This window comes from Tatumella morbirosei (assembly GCF_000757425.2).
Classification (GTDB): Bacteria; Pseudomonadota; Gammaproteobacteria; order Enterobacterales; family Enterobacteriaceae; genus Tatumella; species Tatumella morbirosei.
The window spans coordinates 883,326-903,867 of sequence record NZ_JPKR02000003.1; the positions used below are offsets into that span (position 1 = coordinate 883,326).

Consider the following 20,542-nt stretch of genomic DNA (forward strand, 5'->3'; position numbering starts at 1 on the left):
TATTATGCGTATTTTCACACTACTACTGTTACTGTTCAGTTTCTGTGGCCATGCGGCCCCGGCAACTCAGCAATTCACCGATGACCTGGGCCGCACGGTAACGGTGCCTTTGCATCCCAAACGCATCGTTTCACTGCATGATCTGGATATCACTATCCCGCTGATTGAACTGGGCATTTTCCCGGTCGGTAGCCATGGGCGGACGAATCCTGATGGCAGCCATACTCTGCGTTCGGCAAAGTTGCTCACCGGGATTGATTTCGATAACTCAGACATCAGATTTATCGGCAGTGCGGATATTGATATCGAAGCCGTTGCCGCACTGAAACCCGATCTGATTATCACCGAGCCTAACCGTAGTGCTTCGGTGGAACAGTTGCAGAAAATTGCCCCGACCGTCAGTATCGACCATCTGAAAGGCGGAGCGCCGCGGATTTACAGCAAACTGGCCCAACTGACCGGAACTCAGGATCAACTGTCGCGGCTGGAAGCCCGCTATCAGGAGCAAATAAGGCAACTTAAACAAACTATCGGTCAGCGTAAAATCACTGTATCAGTGATTCAGGCAAATAACGGAAAACTTACCGTGATGCACAGCTATCACTCACTGGGTAAAGTGCTGCGCGATGCGGGGCTGACTTTTCCACCACTGATTAACCATATTCCGGAGGACGGGAGAATTACCGTCAGTGCGGAACAGCTTCCGGAGCTGGATGCAGATCTGGTGTTTGATACCTGGCGTGGTGATAATGGTGGTATGCCGCAGGATGAAATTACTGCAATGAATGGCGTGATGCCTGGCTGGTGTAATTTCCTGTCGGCCTGCCGGAAAGGACATTATGTGATGGTCTCCCGGGAAGAGGCCATTTCTAATTCGTTTGCGGCAATGGGCCTGATGACGGCGATGGTACAATCGCAGGTTGCCAGTCTGTTGCTGCCGGTGGCCAGATAAGCGGAAAGAAAAATGACAGAGATAAAAAAAATAAAAACCGGGTCGATGTGTTTGGCGAACGCCTGCGTCACCGGGCTCCACAGCTTTCCGCAGGGTTGCAGTCGGTGTTGTATTACATCAATGAAAACCGGGCAACAGTACTGGAGTCCACCGCTCTGGAGATCGCTGCCGCTAATGACACCTCAGATGCCACGGTTATCCGCGCTGTGCAGGCGCTGGGATTTGCAGGGCTGCGTGATTTGAAAAAGACCCTGCAACTGTGGTTTGAACCGGTGCCCAACTCTTCCGATAAAATGAGCAGTACGGTGAATGAATTCACCAGTGATATTAATTCGAGTATCGATTTTGTGCTGGAGGGTCACCGGAGTACCTGCGATGTATTGTCAGGTCAGGAGAACCGCACAGCATTGTCACAGGCAGTCAGTTTGCTACTTAATGCCCGGCAGCTGGCTATTTTCGGTATTAACGCTTCAGGAATCCTTGCTGAATATGCGGCGCGACTGTTTAACCGGATTGGCCTGCCCTGCTCTCCGCTCAACCGCGCCGGTATTGGGCTGGCAGAACAACTGCTCGCCCTGCAACGGGGTGACGTGTTGCTGATGATGGCCCAGAAATCAGCTCACCGCGAGGGGATGACGACTCTCAGGGAGGCCCGCAGGTTGGGCATTCCGGTTATCCTGCTGACTAACGCGATGGATTCACGGTTTGCGGAACAAGCAGATGTTGTCATTCAGGTACCGCGTGGCGGAGAAAACGGAAAAGTTCCCCTGCACGGAACGGTGCTGGTCTGCCTGGAAATGCTGGTGTTGGCAGTCGCATCCTCGGCTTCCCAGCGGACTATCAGATCGATGAAACGGATGGATGAGTTGCACCGGGGATTAAAACCCGGCAGCCACAAACGCTGAGCAACAGGGTTACACCAACGTTTTTTTGATTAACACCAGAAATACCGCCACCACAACACTGAAAACACTGGTCACCGCGAAGATTAAGCTGCTGTCACCCGGCAGCATGGTCATAAACGACGCGAGGAACTGACCACTGAACAGTGCCATCGACAGACTGGCCAGCCTCCGGCCACGATTGCCCTGATCGCTGCGGCTAACCGTCATATGGTTCACCAATGGCACGGAGAATCCAAATCCGCTTCCCAGCAGCACCCCGGCCAGGATAAGTTCGCTCAGGTTAGCCGCCAGCGCAAACAGTGCAAAGGCTGCCGCATAACAGAGAAATGCCAGCCAGAGTGTTGCCGGTTCGGATATTTTTTTAACCACCGCAGGCATCATGGCCGCCGCGGCCACCGCCACCAGAGACACCATCGACAGAAAATATCCGGTATCACTGCTGCCAATGCCTGCCTGATAAAACTGTTTGGGAATCACAATCACTGCGGTAAAAAAGCAAATCATCGACATTAGCGCCGCAAACAGTACCCCGCTGAGTGAAGGTGTTGCCGATCCCGGGGCACTCTTTCCTGTCAATTCAGAGGAGGCCACTTCGACAGTAACCGGAATCAGGGATCTGACCATCGCCAGCATGATCCAGCTCAGCAGATAGAGAAAAAACGGCCAGCGCCAATTCTGAACAGCCAGCAATCCACTGATAAACAAGAAAATCACCCCGCCAAACTCAATGGCCATACCCTGACGGGCGATCATGGATAGCCTGGCCTGACCGTGGTAGAACAGCGCCAGCAATGCGGTGCCTGAAGACATAACGACCGCAGTTGCTCCGCCCAGAATCAGCCTGTCGATAATCACTGCCGGCAGACCGTAACACAACATCCCGGCGATTCCTGACAAGCCGTAAATAAACAACCCAGACTGCAGAGCGGTACGCGCGCCCCATCGGTCGATTACTTTTCCTGCCAGGGGGCCGCCAAGCACCACCCCCAGTGACGGCAGAGTGATCAGCCAGCCCGCAGCATGGGGAATTCCGAGGGCTGCTGCAATTTCAGGCAAACCAGGCACCAGTATACAGCCGACCATGATGGTCAGCGAGGCAACAGCCAACAAGGTAAAACCGCCAGTGGCAGTGAGCATTGATGTTTGCATTGACGTTCGCAGCATTGTCCACATAATGAGATTTAATGTCCGATATATGGTCATCATCCTGATATGCCGGACGGCTGTCAAGACAAGCCGCCCGGGCGGTCACCGGACAAACTATGCTATAGTCGGCAAAATTTATACGAGGAATCCCCGTCTATGCCCGATATCCCTGAAAATAACGGTTCGCAGGTCATCGCCCGGGCGGCCACAATTTTCAATGTGCTGGAGACAGAATCCGGCGGCATGACGATTGCACTGCTGGCAAAAAAGACCGGACTTCCGCGAACTACCGTGCACCGGCTGGTCAGTTCTCTGGAATCACAGCAGTTACTGAGTTTTCGCCAGGGGGAGGTGCGGCTGGGGCCGGCGCTGGCCAGGCTGGCGGCCGCAGCCCATACCGATATTGTTCCACTGGCCCGGCCTGCAATGGAAACACTTAACCGCCGTACCCGGGAAACCGTCGATCTGAGCATCTTCCGTGGAACCCATGCGATCTCCGTCAGTCAGATAACCTCAGACCGTGAGCTACGGGTGGTATCCCCGGTGGGTACTGCATTCCCGAGCCACTGCACCGCGCATGGCAAAGCTCTGTTATCTCTGCTGCCTGATGAAAAGATCCTCTCGCTGGCCGGTAATCCGCCGGAACAGAGAACCAGGCAAACGCTGAAAACACCCGAAGCAGTGTTGCAGGACATCCGGCTATGCCGTGACAGACAATATGCGCTGGATAACGAAGAACATGCAGAAGGGGTTTGTGGACTTGGCATGGTGTTGAACACCGGGCTGAATGAACAATATGCGCTTTCACTGGCGGTTCCGACCGGCAGGTTTATGCCAAACCTGCCTGAGCTGCTCTCTGCCATAAAGCAGTGTAAAGCAGAAATCGAGTTGGTACTGGCTCCCTGACTCAGGTGGCGGAATACCCCGCCTGCCCGGCTTCTTTGATGAGCGTTGCTACCAGTGATGCGGCAGACATCTCTCTGGCCTGCCACGCCCCTTCCCCTGCCCATTGCGCCGAAAAACCAACTTCCCCCTGACTGGCGGCTGCCGCAGCCAGCGCTTTATTCAGTGAATAGGTCAGCGGATAGTCAGGGATTTGCTGCGGTTGAATATCCGCCGTTAACCTGCAAAACAGCGTATTGAGTGAACGGGCCGGTCGTCCGGACACCGCGCGGGTCAGTACTGTATTGCCCGCCGTCTCCTGCTTTAACGCCTGACGATAGGCGGCGTCTGCCGATGATTCCGGACAGAGTACGAAGGCCGTTCCCATCTGTACCGCATCTGCTCCGGCATTTAACATTTCCTGAATGCCGGCACCGTGCATAATGCCTCCGGCGGCAATCAGTGGTAACCGGACCGACTTTTTCAGTTGCAATATCAGCTGGCGGGTGGTCAGCATCTGGTCGTGGGTATTCATATCAAATATTCCCCGGTGACCGCCTGCTTCAATCCCCTGAGCAATCAGGAATTCAACCCCTGCTGCCTGCGCTATCAGCGCTTCCTCCACACTGGTCACCGTAGCCAGCGTCACAATCCCTTGCTGCCGAAACTTTTCAATCACCCGGGCTTCCGGTAGCCCGAAATGGAAACTGACCGCCGCCGGAGCCTGTGCGAGCAAAATATCCACCATCTTTTCCTGTTGCAAAAAACTGGTATAAATTTCAGTGAGCTCATCAGGCAGTGACACGCCAAACTGGTTGAATAAAGGCTGGAAACGCTGCAACCATTCGGCTTCAAGTGCCAGATTGCGTACCGCCACCGCATGACAAAACAGATTAACGTTGACGGCCTGGCGGGTCTGCGCCAGGGTAGTGCTGATCATTTTCTCTGCCTGCTCAGGGCCGACTGCCCCGATACTCACCGAACCCAGGGCCCCGGCATTACTCACCGCCGCTGCCAGTGCTGGTGTGGAAACGCCGGCCATTGGCGCCTGAATCAAAGGGAAACCCAGTCCCAGTCTGTCAGCTAATAAACTTTTCATTATCACCTGCTTGTCATCTCATCGCACTACACCATAAAATCTCTTTATGAGCTGTAAAAAGCAATTCTGTTTCTGTTTCGGGAATCAAAAATGAATCATACGTCACTAAAAATCTTTACGGTGGTGGCTGAAGAGTTAAGCATTATTAAAGCCGCGAAACGTCTTGGCAGAGTTCAGTCAAATATTACCACCCGCATTCAGCAACTTGAGCAGGAGCTGGATGTGCAGCTATTCCTGCGTGATAACAAAAAACTGCAACTTTCCCCTGAAGGTGAGACATTCCTAAGCTACTGCCGGCAATTACTCACCCTGGCCGATGAAGCACGACAAGCCCTGCACCCACAACACCCCTCAGGAGTTTTACGGCTGGGCAGTATGGAGTCGACCGTCGCCAGCCGGCTGAATCAGCCATTATCAGACTTTAGCCGGGCCTTTCCCGAAGTGCATTTGCAACTGGTCACTCTGCCTACCCGTCAACTAACCGAGGCGGTACTTTCCAGAGAGCTGGACTGTGCCCTGGTTTCACTGCCGGTAGACCGGCAGCAGCAGACTGAATGCCCTGCAGGACTGAACTTCCGCTCACTGTTTAGCGAAGACCTGTTGATGGTTTACCCTGCGGGATACCAGCCGGACTGTCAGGAGCCCCTGCCACTGGCGGCATTTGCCGAGGGTTGTAGCTACCGTCGGATCGCTGTACAGGCCTTGCAGGCTCAGACATCCGGCGGTCCACTGCCAGCTATCAGTGAAGTCAGCTCTTATCATAGTATGCTGTCCAGTGTGGCCGGTGGTGGCTATTGCTGCCTGCTGCCAGCCAGCGTATTCGGATTGCTACAGCCGGCCCGCGAACTCACCATCATTCCCGCCGGTATCGCTGTCACTCAGTTTATCTGGCGGGACCACTCCATCTCTCTGGCTGTTCAAAATCTGGGGGCTCTGCTGGCCAGGGAAGTGGCTGACTAAAACACCCTGTCATCCTCTTCTGTCACTGTTATCTGATGACTGCAAGCAGCACAGCCACTAACAGTGCGGCGGTCGCACTTAACAACGACGGACTAAATGAACCACTGAGCTGGTAAAGTTCTCCGGCCACCATCGGGCCGGCAATCTGGCCCAAGCCATACAGCGCCGTCATGGCTGATATCATGTTAAAACTCACCAGATGAGCGAGCCGTCTTGCCTCAGGCAGAGCTATTGTCACCGTGCCCATAAAGGTAAACCCGGTCAGCAATGCACTGACCAGACATAGCCAGAGTGAGTGGCTAAACGCCGGAAGCACGACACCCACCGCCTGCACTAGCAGATTGGCAATCAGTGCATGACGAGCCCCTTTTACCACCATCCATTTATGCCAGATAAAGCAGGAAGGTATCGCCGCCAGACCGAACAATGCCCAGACCTGAATCGGGTCGACCGGTGAGCCGGAAAGAAACAGCGGCAGATAGGTGGCGGTAATGATGTAACCGAAGCCGGACAGAGCATAGATTAGTAACAACCGGTAGGCAGCACTGCGGGCTTGAGGGCGTGGTGCGACATGACTTAGTGTAGGTTCGGCCGTAAACCTCAGGCTGTCTGCCGGAAGGTTCAACCAGCGCAACACCAGCAAAAAAACGTATAGCCGCGCTGATACCGCAGATGACCCAGATGGCCGGTGATGTCAGTTGCAGTTGTTTTGCAACTGCGATCACTTCTGCCGACAGAAAAATACCCACGCCAACTCCGGCATACAGCAAAGGCGCCCCACCACTGTGTTTGTGGTGTTGTAACAACCATAACGAGGCAGCAATCAGGCTGACCGCGCTGACCAGGCCGGCAATTCCGCGCACTACAATCACCTGCATACCATTATGGCTTAACGCAAGAGCGAACAGGCATAACAATGTGGTAATCACCGCGAAGCAGCACAGCAGCCGGGCATCGCCAGGCCGGGCTTTCGCCAGTAATAATGCCCCTGCAAGATATCCGGCATAGTTCGCTGCGGCGGCCAGATTTCCCTGGCTCAGCGTCATCAAATGTTCCTGAATCATTAATGGCATTATTCCGGTAAAGGCGAAACGCCCATACCCCATGCCTGTAACCAGTATTACAGCGCCTGCCAACGCCATCATTCTGGCTTTTGCCTCTGACGGATAATTGTTTACCAAACCCACACGGCCTCCAAAAGTGTATCTGTTACCCCGATCAATTCTTTTAATGAGAACAAAAAGTGAATATATATCTCAAAGTGAGATATAACAAGATAAATAACCGTGTACCTGGCCCGCCATGTGGCGTTTTTCCCCGCGGTTCTGACTAAGCGGTGTAGAAACGAACTCTGTACAACCGGCTGTCGGAGTGAAAATACCTGACTTGCGACTTATAATTTAATTCTGAAGTAACAAACCCATAACCTTGCTGCGTCAGGTGCCATTTACAGAAGATATTCCCCGGGTGACCAGGTTGATTTAAGGGAGGCCCCGGGGAATTAACTGCGATTATTAAACTCAATGACCGGATACCGATTTTGCTTCGCTGACAGGAATTCCGAGGTTTATACATTCACAGGAAGGTCAGGCTATGCAACCGTATAAATGTTTTATCCTTGATGATTATCAGACCGTGGCTAAGAAGATGGCCGACTGGTCGCAGTTGCCGGACAGTATCAGCCTCCATACTCTCCATTCACCGGTCAGCAGCCCTGAACAACTGGTCGGGTTGCTGAAAGAAACGAACATTCTGGTGGTGATGCGCGAGCGTACCGCCATCACCCGACAACTGCTCAGCCAGCTTCCGTCGTTAAAACTGATAGTGACCAGCGGGATGAGGAATGCGGCCATCGATATTGCGGCCGCGACTGAGCTGGGGATCACCGTGTGTGGCACCGAAAGCAGCAGTGTGCCTCCTGCTGAACTGGCCTGGGGATTATTACTGGCCCTTTCACGGCAGATTTGTAGTGAATCATCGGCGTTAGCGACAAATGGCCCCTGGCAAAGCAGCCTGGGAATGACTCTGCAGGGAAAAAAAATTGGCATTATCGGGTTGGGGAAAACCGGGAAAATCGTTGCCCGTTATGCGCAGGCATTTGGCATGGAAGTGTACGCCTGGAGCAGTAACCTCACCGAAGCACAGACCCAACAACAGGGGGTCACTTTTGTGTCTTCCAAAAAGCAAATTTTACAGCTGGCGGACGTTATCACACTGCATCTGGTCAGTTCACCACGTAGTCACGGCATCATAAGTTATTCCGATTTGCAACAGATGAAAAAAACTGCGCTGTTAATCAATACCTCCCGCGCGGAACTGATCGCTGAAGGTGCACTCATCAAGGCACTGGAGAACGGTGATATCGCCGGAGCTGCGATTGATGTTTTTGAACAGGAACCTCTGCCCGCAGACTCTTCTTACCGTCACACCCGAAATCTGCTGGCCACTCCGCATCTGGGCTATGTCAGCGATACGAATTATCAGACCTACTTCGGTCAGGCGATTGAAAATATCCGAGGATGGCTCGACGGGAAACCTGTCAGGGTACTTGGATAATTCAGAATTCCCATGGCAGCGGGCGTTTACGATCTTGCCCGACGACTCTGGCCCTGCCGGTGAAAGTTAAGAATCAGGCGGGAATGAGCTATCGACGTGTTGGTCACCGTCACTGATAATCGTTTTTTTCAGAAAGTTTTATCAGCTACAGCATGTCCGCCTGGCTCAGTGCTTTACTGACCAGAGTCGCATCATCCACTTCAGGGTCCGTAGATAGTGTTAAACCGCTGAGATTTTTTCCATATCCCGGGATTACCCTTCGGTGTTTGTCTCTCTGCCCGAAAGGACCAGCCCCCTGACTGACGGCGGTCAGGAAAGTTGATCCTCTTCACATCCCTGACAGGCGTAGCTGTTTTGTCCATAGACTAAGCGATAACTTCCAGATTAGCTGCCTGCACCTAAGGGTATGGTTAATCATCGGTTTGAATCTTACACCGGACTGTTGGCCGGTGACCGGTTCACGGCTGCATATCTGCCGTTTTCCCTGACTGGCAGACTGCTCACAGCCACAAACTTTTGTCGGGGATGGCCAGGAAAAGGATGAACCCCATGTCAACGTCAGCACTCTCTTTGCGTGAAAAAATAGGTTACGCCTCCGGAGATGCGGGATGTAACATTATTTTTGGCACGATTATGTTGTTTGTCAGTTTCTTTTATACCGATGTTTTCGGCTTATCACCGGCGATGGTAGGAATATTATTGCTGTCAGTGCGAATACTCGATGCAGTGGCTGACCCGATAATGGGAGTGATTGCTGACCGGACAGTTTCCAGCTGGGGCCGTTTCAGGCCCTGGTTATTGTGGGGAGCGGTTCCCTTTGCGATCGCCAGTATTCTGATGTTTACCACGCCGGACTGGAGTTATCAGGCCAAAGTCATCTATGCCTTTGTCACTTATGCCCTAATGTCGATGACCTATACCATGGTAAATATCCCGTACTGCTCACTGGGCGGCGTCATCACCAATGATCCGGTCGAGCGCGTGGCTTGTCAGTCCTGGCGGTTCGTAATGGTTGGTGTAGCCACCTTGTTGCTGACCCTGTCACTGTTACCCATGACCGAATGGTTTGGTAACGGCAATAAGGCCAGAGGCTACCAGTCAGCGATGGTCGTGTTGTCGCTGATTGGCATGTGCCTGTTTTTCTTCTGCTTCTTCAACGTAAAGGAGCGTATCCATGCGGCAGTACCTTCACATGATGCCTGGCGTAAGGATCTGCGGGATATCTGGAGGAATGACCAGTGGATAAGAATGTTGGCACTGACGTTATGTAATGTCTGCCCGGGATTCATCCGTATGGCTGCGGTAATGTATTACGTGACCCGGGTAATGCAGCAAAGTGCCGGATTTGCCACCTTCTTTATTAGTCTTGGGGTGGCCGGCATGATGATCGGCAGTATGCTGGCAAGACCACTGACTGATCGCTGGTGCAAACTGAAAGTCTTTTTCTGGACCAATATCGTGCTGGCACTGTTTTCGGCCGGGTTCTGGTTTGTTAACCCGCAGGCGGTGGTGCTGGTAACCTGCCTCTATTTTTTACTGAATATCCTGCACCAAATTCCGTCTCCTCTGCACTGGTCCCTGATGGCGGACGTGGATGATTATGGCGAATGGAAAACCGGTAAACGACTGACCGGAATTAGCTTTTCGGGCAATATTTTCTTTCTTAAATGCGGTCTGGCAATTGCCGGGGCACTGGTCGCCTTTCTGCTGTCACATTATGGATATAACGCCAGCGCGGCCACCCAGTCCCCCCAGGCACTGTCGGGTATTGTCATGTTGTTTACTTTGATCCCTGCCTTCGGGTATCTGCTGACCGCAGGAGTCGTCAGATTACTGAAGGTTGACCGCAGCCTGATGAAGCAAATCCAGTCAGACCTGGAAAAAAGGAGAAGAAATTATTCCGGTATTGCTGATCTATATCGTCAGGTAAAAGCGGAACAACGTGAGCGCCAGACAGTCAGTACCGTCCGGCCGCAAATGCTGTCATGACATTAACAGGAGCCGACATGCAGAACTGGCCAAATCCGTTTATAGAACAACGCGCGGACCCTTTTATTCTCCGCCACCAGCAGTACTACTACTTTGTGGCCTCGGTGCCTGAATATGACCGGCTCGAGATACGTAAGGCAACCACGCTGGAAGGTTTGCCGTCGGCTCCGGCAGTAGTGGTATGGCGTAAACCCGACCATGGACCGATGAGTGAGCTTATCTGGGCCCCTGAACTCCACCTGATCAACGGTAAATGGTATCTCTATTTTGCCGCGGCCCCGACCCGGGAGCTAAGCGATAATATGTTCCAGCATCGTATGTTTGTGCTGGAATGCCAGGGAGAGGACCCGCTGACTGGTGATTGGGTCGAAAAAGGTCAGGTAATGACCCGGTATGATACTTTTGCCCTCGATGCCACTACCTTCCATCATCAGGGTAAACAGTGGTATCTGTGGGCACAAAAAGCTCCGGACATCGCCGGAAATTCAAACCTGTATTTGTCTGAAATGGAAAACCCCTGGACGCTCTGCGGTACTCCGCTGATGTTGTCACGCCCGGAATATGACTGGGAATGCAGAGGTTTTCTGGTGAACGAAGGGCCGGCGGTGATTAAACACGGTGATCGCTTGTTTGTCAGTTATTCCGCCAGTGCGACTGACCAGAATTATTGTCTGGGGCTGCTATGGATAGCTTTGGATGCGGAACCATTACAGTTGAGCAACTGGCACAAATCACCTCAGCCAGTGTTCACCACCAGCCAGGCCAATAAGCAGTATGGTCCGGGCCATAACAGTTTTACCGAAACTGAATCCGGAGAAACAGTTCTGGTCTATCACGCCAGAAATTATACAGAAATTGAAGGTGATCCGTTATATGACCCCAACCGCCACACCCGGCTAAAGAGACTGGAGTGGGACCACCGGGGGATGCCGGTATTTGGCACGCCTCCGGCAGATAATCACTAATCACCACGGATTGCCGGGAGAAAACTGCCCGGCAATCCGTGGTGATTCCCCGTGATAATATTGGCTCTGAGGCCCGGACGCACTCTGAAGGAGCATCGTTATGCAAGTCATCATCTGATAATTCAGTCTACTGAAAGTAAAGGAAAAATCTTACTCCCCGACCAGTCATTTCATCGTTTAAGTCTGCTCCGCCCCCGTTGAAAGCTTCAACACAGGTGCCGGTGTTATAGGACGAAGTCATTCTTAAGCAGGAAGCATAATCAATTTCACCGTCCTTACCATCGATCATTTGTGACCCTGTCACATAATACAAAATAATTAAATAACATAGTGATACCTGACAGGTCACGCTATCTCTGAGTCTTGCACCCTCATAGTTTCCCGGGTAATTATCACCCTCATAATAATGAGTGGCACCATTTTTGCTTGATCTGACAGGTGATAAAGCCAGGGAGCCAACTTATGAAAGCAACATCTGTCCGTTACTACGTTTTTTCTCTCCTGTTCCTGATAGCGCTGATTAACTATATTGACCGTGGAGCACTCTCTTTCTCAGCCAATGCTATCGCCCAGGAATACCATCTGGACAAAGTACAACTGGGCGCGGTCCTGGGGTATTTCGGTTTTGGATATCTGTTTGGCTCATTGTGTGGCGGTTATCTTGCTGACCGGTACGGTACCCGCAAAATTTGGTTATGGGCCGGAGTGGCCTGGTCTGTGCTGGAAATTGGGACCGCCTGGGCCGGCGAGCTGGGAGTCGCCATGTTTGGCGGGTCCGCTATTCTCGGATTTGCGGCATTACGTATCCTGTTCGGCTTCTCTGAAGGCCCTGCCTATGCCCTGATGAACAAAACCATTGCCGGTTGGGCTCCGGATAATGAACGCGGTTTTGCTTTAAGTATTGGGCTGGTCAGTACTCAGGTTGGGGCATTACTCACCGCCCCGGTCGCCGTCGGTTTGCTGCTGTTAACCCATGACTGGCGCATTATGTTTATCGTACTGGGAATTTTTTCATTGCTGGCGATGCTGTTATTTGCCCGCACCTTTACCGATACCCCGCAATTACATCCCCGGGTGAATTCACAGGAGCTGGCATTGATTGCCAACGGTCAGAAAGCCGAAGTCTCCGGAGAAAAACCGCTGCCATGGTGGAAATTTTTTACCCACCGGACTCTGGTCTGCAATGCGCTGGGATATTTTAGCTTCCTGTATATCACTTTTACGCTGGCCAGTTGGTTACCCAAATATTTACAGGACAATTTCCATTACGACCTGCACTCCCTGTGGTACGTCGCCATGATCCCATGGAGTGGCGCCTGTTTTACCGTACTGTTAGGAGGAAGAATTTCAGATACCCTGCTGCGCCGTTTTGGCAACCTTCGTCTTGCACGTAACCTGTTTGCCGCCACCGCGCTGTTACTGACCGCCGGCTGTTTTATGGCTATCCCCTGGGTACACTCTCCCGCCAGTGTGATCGCCCTGATGACCGCCGGCAATGCACTCAATGCCATGGTGAATAATGTCTACTGGTCAGTAGTGATTGATGTGACACCGAAAGCGACAGTCGGTACCTACAGCGGAATGACGCTGGCTATTGCGAATATCGCATCGATCATATCACCGATTCTGTCCGGCTGGATGGCACAAAATTATGGCTACAACTCGATGTTTAGCGTAACCGCCGGAGTGGCGCTTTGCAGTATGATTGCCATGCTGATGCTGCAACCTGAAAAACGTCTGACCTCTGCTACCACGTTATCCCGGCTGACACATAAAGGGAAAAACCTGCCCGCCACAGACTAACGGTTGCCGGGCGGCAGGTTGTCGCCCGCAATTAACGAAGGCGAAGTTGTTCTGCTTTATGCAGGGTTTCGGTCAGTTGTCCCGCCAGAGCCTCAATCACTTTCATGCACACTGAATTGCCAAACTGCTTATAGATTTGCCCGTGCGATACCGCATCCACAATAAAATTGTCCGGGAAACCCTGTAGCCGCGCACATTCCACCGGAGTGAGTTTGCGGGGATTTTTCCCTGCATGACTCTGATCGATCAGGATTTCAGAACCGTCTTTATAGTAACGGGCACTCAGGGTATTGGTGTACTCACTGTCAGCGTTAAATAAAGAATAGCCGAAACCATTACCACGCTGTTTATGAGAGGCCAGTCGTTTCTGATGACCGATCCACAATTTATCGGACAGCGTGTAGGCATCTTTCCCCCTGGCCGCAATTTGTTGAGCCAGTTCTTCCGGTGTCAGCAAAATATCTCCGACCCGGGTCGGCGTGCAGGGAGCTTCCGGCCAGCGGAACAGTTGGTCAAAATCCACTCCGGAGAAATAATCTTTATCAAAACCGATAATATAGACCCGCTCCCGGTTTTGCGGTGCGCCAAAATCTCCGGCGCGTAGCACTTTAAAATCGACCCAGTAGTTCAGTTTGCCAGACAGCGCCCTGCGCGCCTCATCACTCATCGGAACGTCTTCAGGAATAGCCCCGCCATGCGTGCCCTCCAGGATTCCAATAATGGTTTTCAGCGTGCGGCCTTTATCATGGCCCTGGAGTTGTTTTACATTTTCCAGCAGAAAAGCCTTGGGTCGTTTTTCAGCCAGAATGCGCTGTATTTCAAAAAACATGGTCCCACGGGTATCACTGAACCCCTGGCGGAGACCCGCCAGGGAGAATGCCTGGCAGGGAAAGCCGCCCAGCAAGACATCATGATCAGCAATATCCCGGGCATTGACCCGCGTGATATCGCCCACCGGCATTTCACCATAATTTGCCAGGTAGGTTTTCTGAGCAAATTTATCCCACTCGGAGGTAAACACGCAGTGCCCCCCCAGCCGCTGGAATGGCAGACGAATCCCCCCCACGCCAGCAAACAGATCGATAAAAGTGAACCGGCTTTGTTGTTTAGGCCCCTGACGGAAGGGGGCTTCCAGATGATGTTTTTTCAGTCTGGCTTCAAGATGTTGTATCGCCTTCCACTTTCCGGCAGACGGAACGTGTTCGCCCGATTCCCAGCCACGAACCGTGCGTTCGCCGCTGGCTGACATACCGAGTACATTGGCAAATTCGCTGCGTCCCAGACCCAGACTTTCTCTGATCCTGGTAATCTCTTGCGGCGACGGATTTGATATAAGGGGCATAGTAGAGTGACTTATCCGGTTTTAGTCCTGGAAGACTACCACCGGCCCGGTGAGCAGGCAATGAGATATTCAGCAGTAGTTTTTAACTCTCCACGTCGCCGTTGTCGCCCCGGATGACGCTGCCGTTCCATCGTTAATTAGCCCGACAGTTCAACAATCGTAATCAAAAAACGCTGATAACTGACCATTGTTGAGGTTATATTTAATAACAATAGTAATAATTATCATTACTGTTATTTATTGAAGGTTTCCCCTCGCTGAACCGGAAAATACTGCATAGTTATTCCCTGGACGAATTATCCGTCTGGTTTTTCAGCAGATTATATTGTTATGACTCAAACCAAACTCACCCCGCTCCTGACATTTTTCCTCAGTGCATTACCATTATCTGCATTGGCCGACCTGGTAAGCGATGGTCATCTGACGCTCGACAGTCGTACCATGTATTACAACAATGACAATCGAACCTCACACACCCGCCAGGCGGTGGGTAAACAACTGGGTGAAGGACTTATTGTGACCGGAAAATCTGGCTTCACCCCCGGAGCACTCGGGTTTGGGGTTGATGCCGTCGGTATGCTGGGGACCAAAATGTATGGCCCCACTGGCAATAACATTAACACCGGCTTGTTTCCGCAACACACTGATGGTAGTGCCCCTGCGACCTTTGGCAGTGCACGCTTTGCCGCTAAAGCCAAAATTCACCACACCCTGGCCAGAGCAGGCTTTCAGCAACTCAATCTGCCGGTAATCCGGACCAATACAGGACGTTTATTTCCGGCATTTTATCGTGGCTACACCCTGCATTCAGAAGATATCAGTCACCTGACCCTCGATGCCGGTTTTATCGACAGGGTTCAGGGGCGTAATCAGACCCACTATCAGCCATTGAAATCCACAGGTAAAGCGACCGGCAGTTCATCCGGTTTCTCCTATGCCGGGGGCCGCTATACTCCGGTCAATGCTCTGGCACTCAGTTATTACTATGCGCGACTGAATAATTTCTATCAGCAGCATTTCTTTGGAGCGGTAGCCTCAACTCCACTCGGTCAGGGGATACTGACTACGGATACCCGCTATTTTCTCAGCCGGAATGAGGGGGAGCGCTATGGCGGAAACGCCGATAACAATGCCCTGGGTGGAATGCTGACCTATCAGATTGCCGGTAACAGCCTGGGAGCCGGATACCAGCAACTTACCGGCTCAGGAGGTTTCCCTTACCTCGACCCGGGTCAAAGTATTGATGGCGTTTCGACAGATACTACCGGCGGCAGTACCGGGCTGATTAGTGAATCCCCCTTGTCAAAGTTTAAAACCGCACATGAACGTGCCTGGGTTATACGTTACCACCTGGATTTAAGCCGGTTTGGCGCACGGGGATTAAGCTTTAACAGCAGTTATGTCTACGGTTATCACGCCATGGTCAGCACCAAAACCGGTTATCAGAACGAGTGGGTACGAACCCTGGGCTTAAGCTACCGTTTACCAAAATCCATCAGCAAAGATATGACGGTCAGTTGGAAGAATGTGACTTATCGCAGCAATATCAGCGGTACCCACAGTCAGGACCAGAATATTTTACTGCTTAGCTGGCATTATTCGATTCTGTAATCTGAACAGGACAGTCTGTTGCCGGCAGAACCTGGTGTTCTGCCGGCGAGAAGATTACTTCGCGTTTTTAATCACTAACTGGTGCCGCTCATTATAAAACCGGCGACATGCCAGATATCCGGCAATAATGGTCGAAATACTGGCGGTGGACAGCGTCATAAAGGTCACCATGATCTGATACTTGATCGCTTTTACCGGATCAATTCCCGCAAAAATCAGACCAGACATCATCCCCGGCAGACTGACCAGCCCGACCGTTTTCGCCGAATCCACGGTCGGAATCAGTGATGAACGAATGCTGTCACGCAGCAACTGTGCCGAAGCCTGTTTCGGTGTTGCGCCCAGGCTCAACATCTCCTGAACCTGTTGCTGATGAGCACTAAAACGCTGTCCCAGATTGTTATAACACAGCCCTACCGCAATCATACCGTTGCCGGCTATCATGCCGGAGATTGGAATCACCTGCATCGGTAAAAACTCGATAGACCCGGTGCCCACCAGCACAATCAGCGTCAGCACCGCCCCGCTGGTGATGGCCACAAACGACATCACAAATGCACGGTCGATATATTTGCTGCGTTTTTTGGCATTCAGCGCCGCATTAACGCAGATGAACAACACCATCAGTATGGTCAGTAAGACATTATTCACATCAAAGATGTATTTGAGCACATAGCCGACGATGACTAACTGTACAACTGCCCGGCTGATGCTCCACAGGATGTCTTTTTCTAACGACAATTTTTCCCGGTGGCTGATGAGGATGGCCAGCAGCACCAGTCCAAGGGACATGAGCAGGGAGCTGTTAGTAATATTATGCTGGTTCATGAGCGGTTTCCCGGGGCTGGCTGGCGGTCAGGGTAATGACATTATCCGCATGGCTGATTTCATTGCGGTCATGGGTAACCCATAACACCCCAAGATTTTGCTCTCTGACATACTGCTGAATCAAATCATTCACCCGGCGCTTATTACTGTCATCGAGTGCGCTGGTAATTTCATCCAGCAACAGGACCCTGGGTAAAAACTGCAGATTACGCAGCAATGATACCCGTTGTTTTTCACCGCCGGAGAGTTCAGTCACGGGTTTAGACAACAGGCTTTCCGGCAGTGCTAACCGTTGGAGATCCTGCTTAAGTTGTTGTGGATCGGCTTTTTTCTGCCGCAACTGCCACGGAAAGCTCAGATTATCCCTGACCGTTTCACCAAACAATGCCGGTGTCTGCGCGCAATAAGAAACCTGACGCCGGTACTCTTCCGGGGAATAACTGTCGATAGATTTACCATCGAAGCGAATAGTTCCGCTGTCGGCTGAAATCAGAGAAGAAGCGATTTTCAGTAAGGTACTTTTTCCGCATCCGGAAGGTCCGGTAATCAGGGTAAATTCCCCTGCCCGGAGAGACAGTGAAATGTCGTTAAGTATGAGGGTATTGCCCGCGTGGAAACAGATATTGCTTAATTCCAGCAGTGGTGACGTCTTGTCCATGATTTTTCCTGTGTTCCCGAATATTCCCCCTATCTTAACGAGGTTTCCTGCCTGGGATAAATGGCTTTTTTCACCCTGCAGGGCAACAATCTGCTGTCGACAGGCTTTTCTGCCACTCCCCCTGCCACCAGGGCGCCAGCAAGCCCAATTTGTCATAATTTTTTAACTATAGTGACTGGTGTTTCCGTCCGCAGCCTTTTAAGGTAGTAGCCTTAATTATGATGGGATGGGAGACGGGTAATGAGGATTTTGGTTGTTGGCGCTGGCTCTACCGGCGGGTTTTATGGCGCGAGTCTGGCGCGCCATGGCCGTGATGTGACTTTTCTGGTACGTGAGAAACGCGCAGAAAAACTCAGGGAAAAAGGGCTGGTCGTTCATGCACATTCCGGTACTTTTTCCCTCCGACCACAGATTGTCGTCGCAGATAAAATTACCGCCCCTTATGATCTGATTATTCTGACCGTCAAGAGTTTTGGTCTGCCAGGGGCTATCCGTGACATTACCCCTGCAGTCGGTGAAAATACCGTCATACTGCCAATTCTTAACGGTATGAAGCACCTCACCACACTGCGTCAGACGTTTGGTGAAGATAAGGTGATTGGTGGGCTGTGTAAAATTCACTCAACGCTGAATGATGAAGGCGAAGTGTTGCAAATGTCTGCGCTCAGCCAGCTTGTCTTCGGCGAACTGGACGGCAGTGATTCAGCAAGAATCCAGGAGATTAATCAGGTATTTACCGACTGCGGGTTTGATAACAAGTTATCGTTATCTGTACAGAACGATTTATGGGAAAAATGGCTGCTGCTGAGCACTCTGGGCGCAGTCACCTGTCTGTCCCGCGGCAATACCCAACAGGTGTTGCAGTCTGCTGGTGGCGACACACTGCTGAACACAATATTTAGTGAAGTACTGGCGGTGGTCACTGCCTGCGGCTATCAGCAGCGTCCGGCGGTCATTGCCACTACGCTGCAAACCCTCAGTAACCCAGCCACACCGATGACTTCGTCGATGTATCGCGATTTACATCAGGGATTTCAGATTGAAGCAGACCAGATCATCGGCGACCTGGTGGAACGTGCGCAAGCGCACTCTGTTCCTGTGCCACTGTTGAATGCAGTCTGGGTGAATCTGCAGGTTTATCAGATTCAGCGCCAGTCCACTGTCTGAGGATATAAAAAAGCCCGGTCAGGGTGCCGGGCTGATTCTGAACTGTCGGTTTATTTCTTTTCGTCCACTGACGGTGATTTCTGTTCACCCAGCAGTTTAAGTTTTTTCGAGATTTCCCGACGTTCTTTTGAAAGGTCTGCGTTTTTAATAATGTACTCGTCGACACGATCTTCATAGTCACTACGCATACTGGCAATAATTTCCTGAATTGCCTCAATACTCATGCCCGGCTTTATGTATTCACTCAGGTTGTCCAGCAGCAGTACACGCTTCTGGTTGTCACGGACTTTCTTCTCATTATCCGTAATCTCACGTTGTAACTTATTTTTACGGCGAAACATGCGTACGAATTCAAGTACGTCCTGGAATGACTGTTTGGCATTTTCCATGATAACACCTTAGTTTGACGCCCGTTCTGGCAGGCGTGTGAGTTTCAGAATCCATCGGTTCAGATGAAGTCTCTGCTGCTTTACTGTGACTTCTAAAACTTTTCAGTGCTTTATCTTAGCGCAAAGCAACTGCAATTCACATTCAGACTGTCGATTACTTTCTCAGCACCATGCGGATAAGATCATTCATTCTGACCAGCTGACCGTGTAGTTCGAGGCTCAGCCACACATAGCCATACACCTGCGCCGCCTCGGCATTCGCATGTTCCGCTTTGGAAAGCAGTGATTTCAGTTCCCGGTCAACTTCTTCCAGTTCCGCCGCAGTGGCAGCAACGTTCTCCGGAATACCACTGACCAGCATCTCAGAAAGCGTCCGGAACAGATTTTCGGTCAGCGCCTGCGTCCTCCGTATCGTCGGGGCATTCAGCAATAACAGATGACTTTCGCGGGAGGCCCACCACGCATTGATTTGCATTTCCAGGGTATAGACCATATTACGCTGAAGGGTCTGTATGGCTTCATACACTGACTTAGGGATCCGGGTCTCTTTATTGGCCGGTTCCAGCAGCGAACGCATTTTAACAACCTCAGTCAGTAACTTCTGAATCGGTTTATTCAGCCGCGGCTTTTCCAGCAAATTGGGAGACAACCCGGTGTGGTAGATCTTCAGTGACGCTATCAGGGCATCTGACAATCTGATACGCCAGAATGTGTAGGCCCGTTGGGCCCAGATACCGGTAAAGATTACCGCCAGGATAGACCCAAAAATCACGTCGCCACCACGCCATAATGCCGTCAGGAAATCGCCCGCCGGCGCCCCCACTACGACCCCCAGGGTAATGCCAATCAACAGTGCCATATAGGGTCGTTTACCCAGTGTCAGATAACCACAGACAAACATCACTATGGCACACCACACCAACATCGCCGGCAGAGAAACCAGTTCAATTTTAAGGGCAATTAACCCGGAGACTGAACCGGCAATGGTGCCGATAATACGCTGCACTGCACGCGGAAATACCGTCCCCCAGGATGACACGGGGCCCATCACCACCACCAGGGTAATTAATGGCCAGCTTCCTTCAGGAAGCTGAAATAACCTGACCAGTAAAAAAGTGAGTACAAAAGAGATGGCAATACGAAGACCATGAACGGTCTTGTAATGGCGGTACAACCAAAATTCGGGTTTGGATATCGGCTTGTCGGGACGCACTCTGAGTTTCCGGTCATTAACTGAAGGCGTATTTTTACATATTCGTGGCAAAAGATCTGTGGCAAATCACCACAGTA

Annotated in this window: 17 protein-coding genes and 1 pseudogene; 10 read left to right on the forward strand and 8 right to left on the reverse strand. The window is 51.6% G+C overall.

The genetic code is table 11. The annotated features are described in order from the left end of the window. Window positions 1-4: 4 nt before the first annotated feature. Together HA49_RS06970 and HA49_RS06975 are read left to right on the forward strand one after the other, a co-directional pair. A complete protein-coding gene (locus HA49_RS06970) occupies window positions 5-952 on the forward strand; it encodes an ABC transporter substrate-binding protein (RefSeq protein ID WP_038021465.1) in 948 nt (315 codons plus the stop codon). After that, on the forward strand, window positions 949-1,857 hold the full coding sequence (locus HA49_RS06975; protein ID WP_038021466.1) for a MurR/RpiR family transcriptional regulator: 909 nt from the start codon (window positions 949-951) through the stop codon (window positions 1,855-1,857). The genes HA49_RS06970 and HA49_RS06975 overlap by 4 nt, the downstream gene beginning before the upstream one ends. 9 nt (window positions 1,858-1,866) lie before the next feature. On the opposite strand, the gene HA49_RS06980 is transcribed toward HA49_RS06975, so the two are convergent. Then, the gene (locus tag HA49_RS06980; protein ID WP_038022634.1) at window positions 1,867-3,006 is read right to left on the reverse strand and encodes an MFS transporter; all 1,140 of its coding nucleotides are present in this window, start codon (window positions 3,004-3,006) and stop codon (window positions 1,867-1,869) included. A 153-nt stretch (window positions 3,007-3,159) separates the two neighbouring features. Between HA49_RS06980 and HA49_RS06985 the strand changes: the two genes are divergently transcribed. Continuing rightward, a complete protein-coding gene (locus HA49_RS06985; RefSeq protein ID WP_038021468.1) occupies window positions 3,160-3,909 on the forward strand; it encodes an IclR family transcriptional regulator in 750 nt (249 codons plus the stop codon). 1 nt (window position 3,910) lies between these two features. Here the strand turns inward: HA49_RS06985 and HA49_RS06990 are convergent, their stop codons facing one another. Continuing rightward, entirely contained in the window at window positions 3,911-4,984 is a 1,074-nt protein-coding gene (locus HA49_RS06990) for an NAD(P)H-dependent flavin oxidoreductase (RefSeq protein WP_038021470.1), read from the reverse strand. Between the two features lie 90 nt (window positions 4,985-5,074). Between HA49_RS06990 and HA49_RS06995 the strand changes: the two genes are divergently transcribed. Continuing rightward, on the forward strand, window positions 5,075-5,944 hold the full coding sequence (locus tag HA49_RS06995; RefSeq protein ID WP_038021471.1) for a LysR family transcriptional regulator: 870 nt from the start codon (window positions 5,075-5,077) through the stop codon (window positions 5,942-5,944). 28 nt (window positions 5,945-5,972) lie between these two features. Here the strand turns inward: HA49_RS06995 and HA49_RS07000 are convergent. Further along, window positions 5,973-7,089: pseudogene (locus HA49_RS07000) on the reverse strand (YbfB/YjiJ family MFS transporter). A gap of 448 nt (window positions 7,090-7,537) precedes the next feature. Between HA49_RS07000 and HA49_RS07005 the strand changes: the two are divergent. The 4 genes from HA49_RS07005 (at window position 7,538) to HA49_RS07020 (ending at window position 13,257) form a co-directional block, all read left to right on the forward strand. Further along, the gene (locus HA49_RS07005; RefSeq protein ID WP_038021473.1) at window positions 7,538-8,500 is read left to right on the forward strand and encodes a D-2-hydroxyacid dehydrogenase family protein; all 963 of its coding nucleotides are present in this window, start codon (window positions 7,538-7,540) and stop codon (window positions 8,498-8,500) included. 549 nt (window positions 8,501-9,049) lie between these two features. After that, window positions 9,050-10,489 carry a glycoside-pentoside-hexuronide (GPH):cation symporter gene (locus HA49_RS07010; protein ID WP_038022637.1) on the forward strand — a complete coding sequence of 480 codons (1,440 nt, stop codon included), beginning with the start codon at window positions 9,050-9,052 and terminating at the stop codon, window positions 10,487-10,489. 17 nt (window positions 10,490-10,506) lie between these two features. Beyond that, window positions 10,507-11,454 (forward strand): glycoside hydrolase family 43 protein, encoded by a 948-nt coding sequence (locus HA49_RS07015; protein ID WP_038021475.1) that lies wholly within the window; start codon window positions 10,507-10,509, stop codon window positions 11,452-11,454. Window positions 11,455-11,916: 462 nt separating this feature from the next. Next, entirely contained in the window at window positions 11,917-13,257 is a 1,341-nt protein-coding gene (locus HA49_RS07020; protein ID WP_038021477.1) for an MFS transporter, read from the forward strand. A 31-nt stretch (window positions 13,258-13,288) separates the two neighbouring features. Here HA49_RS07020 and HA49_RS07025 read toward each other — a convergent pair whose 3' ends face one another. Continuing rightward, window positions 13,289-14,599 carry a DNA cytosine methyltransferase gene (locus tag HA49_RS07025; protein ID WP_038021478.1) on the reverse strand — a complete coding sequence of 437 codons (1,311 nt, stop codon included), beginning with the start codon at window positions 14,597-14,599 and terminating at the stop codon, window positions 13,289-13,291. A 330-nt stretch (window positions 14,600-14,929) separates the two neighbouring features. Here HA49_RS07025 and HA49_RS07030 point away from each other — a divergent pair, with 330 nt between their 5' ends. Continuing rightward, entirely contained in the window at window positions 14,930-16,210 is a 1,281-nt protein-coding gene (locus HA49_RS07030; protein ID WP_038021480.1) for an OprD family outer membrane porin, read from the forward strand. Window positions 16,211-16,264: 54 nt separating this feature from the next. On the opposite strand, the gene fetB is transcribed toward HA49_RS07030, so the two are convergent. Both fetB and fetA read right to left on the reverse strand, forming a co-directional pair. After that, window positions 16,265-17,038: an iron efflux ABC transporter permease subunit FetB gene (gene fetB / locus HA49_RS07035; RefSeq protein ID WP_038021482.1), complete on the reverse strand. Its 774-nt coding sequence runs from the start codon at window positions 17,036-17,038 to the stop codon at window positions 16,265-16,267. After that, window positions 17,025-17,696, reverse strand: coding sequence for an iron efflux ABC transporter ATP-binding subunit FetA (gene fetA, locus HA49_RS07040; protein WP_038021485.1), 672 nt, complete (start codon window positions 17,694-17,696; stop codon window positions 17,025-17,027). Before fetA ends, fetB begins: the two co-directional genes overlap by 14 nt. 240 nt (window positions 17,697-17,936) lie before the next feature. On the opposite strand from fetA, the gene HA49_RS07045 reads away from it, so the two are divergent. Next, window positions 17,937-18,863: a ketopantoate reductase family protein gene (locus tag HA49_RS07045; RefSeq protein WP_038021486.1), complete on the forward strand. Its 927-nt coding sequence runs from the start codon at window positions 17,937-17,939 to the stop codon at window positions 18,861-18,863. Window positions 18,864-18,913: 50 nt separating this feature from the next. On the opposite strand, the gene HA49_RS07050 is transcribed toward HA49_RS07045, so the two are convergent. Together HA49_RS07050 and HA49_RS07055 are read right to left on the reverse strand one after the other, a co-directional pair. Beyond that, window positions 18,914-19,252 (reverse strand): DUF496 family protein, encoded by a 339-nt coding sequence (locus HA49_RS07050; RefSeq protein ID WP_038021488.1) that lies wholly within the window; start codon window positions 19,250-19,252, stop codon window positions 18,914-18,916. A gap of 154 nt (window positions 19,253-19,406) precedes the next feature. Then, window positions 19,407-20,465 (reverse strand): FUSC family protein, encoded by a 1,059-nt coding sequence (locus HA49_RS07055; RefSeq protein WP_038021490.1) that lies wholly within the window; start codon window positions 20,463-20,465, stop codon window positions 19,407-19,409. Window positions 20,466-20,542 lie beyond the last annotated feature (77 nt).